The 6,444-nt window shown below is 70.7% G+C and carries 6 protein-coding genes; 3 read left to right on the top strand and 3 right to left on the bottom strand.

The annotated features are described in order from the left end of the window. Nucleotides 1–158 precede the first annotated feature (158 nt). Both ACYVAP_RS15505 and ACYVAP_RS15500 read right to left on the bottom strand, forming a co-directional pair. The gene (locus ACYVAP_RS15505) at nucleotides 159–443 is read right to left on the bottom strand and encodes an ArsR/SmtB family transcription factor (protein WP_260983883.1); all 285 of its coding nucleotides are present in this window, start codon (nucleotides 441–443) and stop codon (nucleotides 159–161) included. Between the two features lie 370 nt (nucleotides 444–813). Further along, nucleotides 814–1,702, bottom strand: a protein-coding gene (locus tag ACYVAP_RS15500; protein WP_498861386.1) for an IS5 family transposase whose coding sequence is annotated in 2 segments (ribosomal slippage) — nucleotides 814–1,350 and nucleotides 1,352–1,702 — 888 coding nt in all. Because the reading frame shifts where the segments join, the coding sequence is not laid out codon by codon here. Nucleotides 1,703–1,867: 165 nt separating this feature from the next. On the opposite strand from ACYVAP_RS15500, the gene ACYVAP_RS15495 reads away from it, so the two are divergent. Genes ACYVAP_RS15495 through ACYVAP_RS15485 form a run of 3 tightly spaced genes read left to right on the top strand, consistent with a single transcriptional unit; the run spans nucleotide 1,868 to nucleotide 5,150 of the window. Beyond that, complete coding sequence (locus ACYVAP_RS15495; RefSeq protein ID WP_498861385.1) at nucleotides 1,868–3,094, top strand: nucleoside permease; 1,227 nt, start codon at nucleotides 1,868–1,870, stop codon at nucleotides 3,092–3,094. A gap of 56 nt (nucleotides 3,095–3,150) precedes the next feature. Then, on the top strand, nucleotides 3,151–4,155 hold the full coding sequence (locus ACYVAP_RS15490; protein ID WP_498861384.1) for a Gfo/Idh/MocA family protein: 1,005 nt from the start codon (nucleotides 3,151–3,153) through the stop codon (nucleotides 4,153–4,155). Then, nucleotides 4,149–5,150: a Gfo/Idh/MocA family protein gene (locus ACYVAP_RS15485; protein WP_498861383.1), complete on the top strand. Its 1,002-nt coding sequence runs from the start codon at nucleotides 4,149–4,151 to the stop codon at nucleotides 5,148–5,150. Before ACYVAP_RS15490 ends, ACYVAP_RS15485 begins: the two co-directional genes overlap by 7 nt. Here the strand turns inward: ACYVAP_RS15485 and ACYVAP_RS15480 are convergent. Beyond that, nucleotides 5,147–6,331, bottom strand: coding sequence for an MFS transporter (locus ACYVAP_RS15480; protein WP_498861396.1), 1,185 nt, complete (start codon nucleotides 6,329–6,331; stop codon nucleotides 5,147–5,149). The two genes, ACYVAP_RS15485 and ACYVAP_RS15480, sit on opposite strands and share 4 nt — an antisense overlap. Between the last annotated feature and the right edge of the window lie 113 nt (nucleotides 6,332–6,444).

The raw sequence follows: 6,444 nt of genomic DNA, 5'->3' as shown, positions 1-6,444 counted from the left end.
TAGGTGCTCCACGATGAGTTGGTTCGAACCATCGATCGCCGTCGCCGTTTCGCGTCGTGCGCTGGTGACGGTGCGTACCACCCAGACGGTAAGAACAACGAAGATCGCGAGTGGTAGTGCGGCGGCGAGGATGATAACAAATACGATAGCGGTAAGTGTCATGAAGATTCCCTTTCCTGTTCTTGATTAATCAGGTGCACAATGTGGTCTGGAGTTATTTCAAGCTGAAACGGAGCGACCCAGTAGTGCTTCCTCACTCGGCTCTCTCCGAGCTGTTCCAGGCCACTCTCGATGAGCCGAGCAGCTTCCAAGCGGTTGAGGTGCTGGTAGAGCAGTGGCCGAGACATCCCGAGTCGGCGGGCCAGCTCACTGACATGGGTCGACTCCGTCTCTAAGGAGGCGATAATTCGCAACCGAGGCTCACTTCCGAGAGCACTGAGCATCTGAGCGAGCCGTGCTGCGTCCATCACCCCTCCGGATCGTAATCGAACGATGTCAGGTGTAACTGTATGCTTACAGTCAGCGGTGCGCAAGTTCTGCCGGGTCTGGCGGAGACGCTGACTGCTCACCCGGGGTGGCCGGTCGGACTGCGGGCCGGCCTGCACCGCCGGCGAGTACGGGAGGGGTCGACCTCATGGGGTCGCCTCCTCCTTGCGCGCGACGAGCTGCGCAGTCTCCTCGCCGCAGCGCTGGATGGACGCCTCGAGCTCGGGGTGCTCGGCGCGCAACTGCCCACGGCCGCCGACTTGGATCGAGCGCAGCTCCCCGGAACGGACGAGTGTGTAGGTCTGGGAGCGATATCCCGAAACCTCGTCAAACGAGGTGGTTGAGCCATTGGATGATCGTGCGGAGGACGGCTCCGGCTCGGAAGGTCAGGCCGAGTTTGTCGTAGCGGGTGGCCAGGTCGCGCCATTGCTTCACGTCGCTGTAGCCGCGCTCGATGACGTTGCGGCCGCGGTAGGCCTCCATGTCGAGACCCACGGGGCGTCCGCCGCGTGAACCGCGGTTGCGACGGTGTTGCTGCTGGTCGCTGGGTTCGGGGATCACGGCCTTGATCCCGCGACGGCGCAGAGTCTGGCGGGTGGCGCGGGAGGAGCAGGCCTTGTCGCCGCGCAACATGTCCGGTCTGGTGCGCGGTCTACCTGGTCCCTTGCGGGCGACGGAGAGGGCGTCGAGCAGTGGGGCGAGCATCGGTGAGTCCCCTCCCTGACCGGGTCCGCAGAGGATTACCAGCGGTAGGCCGTGTCCATCGACGAGCTGATGGATCTTCGTCGAGAGCCCGCCGCGGGAACGGCCCAGCGCGTGATCAGCTGGCTCGACGCGGAGATTCTTGTGATTCCACTGCGCCCCCTGTGGTGCGCTCGAGGGTGGTGCCGTGCTGGTGAGCGCGGCAGATCGTGGAGTCGACCGCGACCGACCAGTCCAGGTCACCGTCCGCGTCGGCACGGACCAGGAGCGCGTCGAGGACCTGGTCCCAGGTGCCATCAACTGCCCAGGCGCGGTGGCGCTTCCAGACTGTCTGCCAGGGCCCGAAGTCGGCGGGGAGATCGCGCCAGGCGATCCCGCACCGGTAGCGGTAGATGATCCCCTCGACCACCTGTCTATGATCCCGTCTCGGCCTCCCTGACCAGGGGCGCTGAGCGGGGAGCAAGGGCTGGATCGTCTCCCATTGGGTATCGGACAACACGCTTCGCCGGCTCATTGACCTACCGTCACCCCCGCGTCCTCACGAACTTAGGAGACACGCCCTAGTCCCCATCGCGCGCCGTCAGCGTCGCAGGAGCGTGCATGACGGTGAACCCCCAACCCTCCATAGTTCCCACCAAACCCTCCCGCGCGGCGGGCGGGCGGGCTAGGTTGACAGGGCATGGACCTCGACCTCCTCACCCGTGCGCGGCTCTCGACGATGATGTTCCTGGAGTTCTTCGTCTGGGGCGCCTGGTTCGTCACCCTCGGCACCTACCTCGCGACCGATCTGCAGGCGAGCGGCAGCCAGATCTCCCTCGCCTTCCTCACCCAATCCCTCGGCGCGATCCTCGCCCCGTTCATCGTGGGTCTCATCGCGGACCGCTTCTTCGCGGCCCAGCGGATTCTCGGCGTGCTGCACCTGGTCAGCGCCGTCATGCTGCTCCTCGCGGGGCGGCAGGAGGAGTTCGGGCCGTTCTTCGTGCTCGCACTGCTCGCGATGGTCTCCTTCATGCCCACCCTCGCGCTCGCGAACTCGATCTCCTTCCGGCGCCTCGCGAGCCCCGAGAAGCAGTTCCCCGCGATCCGCGTGTTCGGCACGATCGGCTGGATCATCGCGGGCCTGCTCATCGGCTGGCTCGGCTGGGAGGCAGGCGGCGCGCTCCAGAACACCTTCGTCATGGCCGCGATCGGCTCGGCGTTGCTGGGGATCTACGCCTTCACCCTCCCGCAGACGCCGCCGCAGCCCGCCCAGGGCCGCGCCACCGTGCGGGACGTGCTGGGCCTGGACGCCCTCGCGCTGCTGAAGAGCCGCTCCTTCCTCGTCTTCTTCCTCTCCTCGATCCTCATCTGCATCCCGCTCGCCTTCTACTACAACTTCACCAACCTCTACCTCAACGAGATCGGGGTGCGGTCAGCAGCGGCGGTGCAGTCTCTCGGGCAGGTCTCCGAGGCGCTGTTCCTGCTGATCATGCCGCTCATGCTGAAGAAGCTCGGCATCAAGTGGACGCTGCTGATCGGCATGGTCGCGTGGGCGGCGCGCTACGCGCTGTTCGCGGTGGGGGACGCCGGCTCCCTGCTGTGGCTCGTCATCATCGGGCTGCTGCTGCACGGGGTCTGCTACGACTTCTTCTTCGTCGCCGGGCAGATCTACACGGACCGCTTCGCCCCGGCCCACGTGCGCAGCGCGGCGCAGGGCCTCATCTCGCTCGCGACCTACGGCGTGGGCCTGCTCATCGGCTCGCTGATCTCCGGTCCGATCGTCGACGCCTTCCTCGCGGCCGACGGCAGCCATGCCTGGCGGGCGATCTGGCTGATCCCGGCGGCGCTCGCCGTCGGCGTGGCCGTGTTCTTCGCGAGCCTGTTCCGGGAGCGGGAGGGTTCGCGGCCCGAGGTCGAGGGGGTGTGAGCGCGCGCCCCCGGCGGTCCTGACCTGCCGGGCCGGCGGCACGATAGGTTCGGACCATGTCCAGGACCAGTGACGGCCCCGCGCCCTCCCGTCCCCTCCGCGTCGGCATCGTCGGCACCGGCGGCATCTCCCGTGCCCACGCCCCCGGCTGGCTGGCGGAGGGCGCCGAGCTGCACTGCTTCAGCCTCGACGGCGCGGACGCCTTCGCGGCGGAGGTCGGTGCTACCGTGCACCCGGACCTCGACGCCCTGCTCGCCGCCGTCGACGTGGTCGACGTCTGCACCCCCACGCCCGACCACGCGCCCGCCGTGCGCGCCGCCCTGGACGCCGGGCGGCACGTGGTCTGCGAGAAGCCGCTGACCCTCGACCCGGCGGAGTCCCGGGAGCTCCTCGCCCACGCCGAGCGGGTGGGCCGCCGCCTGCTGCCCGCGCACGTCGTCCGCTACTTCCCCCAGTACGCGGCCGCGAAGCAGGCGATCGACGCCGGGGACCTGGGCGCGCTCGCCGTGCTCCGCTTCGAGCGCACCGGCTCCTTCCCGCGCCAGCCCTGGTTCGGGGACGAGTCCCGCTCCGGCGGCATCGTCATGGACCAGATGATCCACGACCTCGACCAGGCGATCTGGATGGCCGGCGAGGTCGCGGAGGTCCACGCCTCCCAGCGCACCGCGAGCTCCTCCGACGAGGTGCGCACCGCCCACGTGGTCCTCAGCCACCGCTCCGGCGCGATCAGCCACTGCCGCGGCCTGTGGGGCGCCCCGGGCACCGCGTTCCGCTACACCTTCGACCTCGCCGGCACCGGTGGGCGGCTGCGCTACGACTCGGCCGCGGAGACGGGCATCGCCTTCGACGCCGTCGCCTCCGCCCGACAGGCCACCGGCGACGGCTTCCTCCCGGACGTGGCGACGATGGCCAGCCCCTACACCGAGGAGATCCGCGAGTTCTCGGCCGCCCTCACCGCCGGCGCCGCCACCCGGGTCGACGGGACGGACGGCGCCTACGCCGTCGAGATCGCCGACGCCGCCCTGAGGTCGCTGCGCACCGGACGGAGCATCACGTGCTGACCACCACCCCCACGCTCAAGGTCGCGCTGCTGAGCTGCGCGCACACCCACGCCGCCGGCTACGCGGCCCTGCTCGCGGCCCGCGACGACGTCGAGCTCGTCGTCGCGGATCCCGACGGCTTCGGCGACGTGCACGCCCCCGTCGTCGTCGACAGCTTCCAGGCGGCCTGGGACCACTGGCCGGGCGGCCCCGACGCCGTGGTCGTGACCAGCGCGAACGCTCACCACAAGGAGCTCGTCCTCGAGGCCGCGCGGCGCGGTGCGCACGTGCTGTGCGAGAAGCCGCTCGCGACCACCGTCGCCGACGCCGAGGAGATGGTCGCCGCCTGCCGCGAGGCGGGCACGGTGCTCATGACGGCGTTCCCCGTGCACTTCTCCCCGGCCGTGCAGGCGCTGCGCGCCGCCGTCGCGGACGGCACCCTCGGCGAGGTCATCGGCCTGACCGGCACCAACAACGGGAAGCTCCCCGCGGGCCGCGACTGGTTCACCGATCCCGAGCTCGCCGGCGGCGGCGCGCTCGTGGACCACACCGTGCACCTCGCCCAGATCCTCGACTCCCTGTTCGGGGAGCCGGAGAGCGTCCGCGCCGTCACCAACCGGATCCTGTGGTCCGACAGCGCCGGCGAGAAGGGCCTCGCCGCGGAGACCGGCGGCCTCGTCTCCCTCACCTACCCCGGCGGGGTCCTCGCGACGATCGACTGCTCCTGGTCGCAGCCGGCCGACGCCCCCACCTGGGGCGGGCTGACCCTGCAGGCCGTGGGCACGGGCGGCCAGCTCGAGATCGACGCCTTCGCCCAGCACGTGGGCGGGCCCGGCCGCTGGCTGCCCTTCGGGACGGACCTCGACGCGGAGCTGCTCGGAGCGTTCCTCGCCGCGGTCCGCGCCGGGGAGGCGGTCGAGCCGACGGGCGACGTGGGCCTGCGCACCACGCGCGTGGTCGCCGCCGCCCAGGAGTCCGTGCGCACGGGGCAGCCCGTGCCGCTCGCCTCGCTCTAGCCCGCCGCGCGCCGTCGGGCGGTCGCCAGCGCGATGAGCGCCGCGATGACGACCGCCCCGACGGCGAGCACGCCGCCGCCCACGAGCACGGTCCCGGTCACGCCGATCAGGGAGCCGAGCACCGCGAGGGTCACCCCGTTGCCCGTGCGCAGGCCCGTGGTGAGCATGCTGTACACGCCGATCACGCGGCCGCGCTGATCGACCGGCGCTCGCAGCTGCACGACGGCCTGGCCGATCGTCATCGAGGCCATGTTCGCGACGCCGCCGATGACGAGCGCGAGCACGGTGACGAGGTAGCTCGGGGAGGTCGCCACGACGATCGTGGTCACCCCGAAGAGGAAGGTCGCGACGACGGCGGCGCGGGAGCTGGGCCGGATCACGCCCGTCGCCTCGAGCAGCACGCCGCCCACCACGCCGCCCACACCGTTCGCGAAGAGGAGCAGGCCGTAGGCGGCGCCCGCGTCCCCGGCGCCGAGCGCGTCGGCGAGGGAGGGCATGGCGACCTGCAGGGAGGAGCCGACGCCCACCGCGATGAGCCCGCCCAGGGCGATCATCGCGACGAGCACGCGGTCCCCGGCGACGGTGCGCAGCACGGCGAGGGAGCGCAGCGGGCCGAGCCGCTCGCGCCGCACCACGCCGTCCCGCGTGTGCCCGGTGTAGGGGGTGCGCAGCATGAGGAGGGTCATCGGGAGGTAGAACAGGACGTTCACGAGGATCCCGATCGCCGGGCCCAGGGCGAGCAGCAGCGCGGAGCCGACGATCGGCCCGGCGAGCACGCCGAGGCTCTTGAAGGTCGCGTTCAGCCGCACCGCGCCAGGCAGCTCCCGCGGCTCCGCGAAGTCGTGGAGCATGAGCTGCTCCGCCGGTCCCCAGAGGGCGCCCGCGCAGCCGTGCAGCACGAGCAGGATGCACGCCTCCCACATCGTCAGCGTGCCGGTGAGGAAGAGGACGCCCCAGGCCACGGAGACGAAGGCGAACAGCCCCTGCGCGATCTGGATGATCCGGCGGCAGTCGTGCCGCTCGGCGAGCTCCCCAAACCACACCGAGCACAGCAGGAACGGCAGCCAGTGGCTGATCACCTGGAACCCGACGAGCGCGGGGGAGTGGAAGGCCTGCCACAGGAACCAGTAGGTGATGACGTGCTCGATGTTGTCCGCCATCATCGACATCCCCGAGGTGATCAGGTACGGCCGGGAGTGCGGATCACGGAGGGCGCCGAAGCGGCGCGGGGCGATGGTGGTCGTGATGGCCTCCTCGAGATCACGGGCCGACGGGGGCCGCCGTCCTTGCCCGG

The sequence above is a fragment of the Brachybacterium horti genome, from assembly GCF_054777615.1.
This window is presented reverse-complemented; position numbering and strand designations above follow the sequence as displayed.

Coding starts and splice junctions, on each gene's coding strand:
- ACYVAP_RS15505 (WP_260983883.1), bottom strand. CDS start 443: ATGCTCAGTGCTCTCGGAAGTGAGCCTCGGTTGCGAATTATCGCCTCC.
- ACYVAP_RS15495 (WP_498861385.1), top strand. CDS start 1,868: ATGGACCTCGACCTCCTCACCCGTGCGCGGCTCTCGACGATGATGTTC.
- ACYVAP_RS15490 (WP_498861384.1), top strand. CDS start 3,151: ATGTCCAGGACCAGTGACGGCCCCGCGCCCTCCCGTCCCCTCCGCGTC.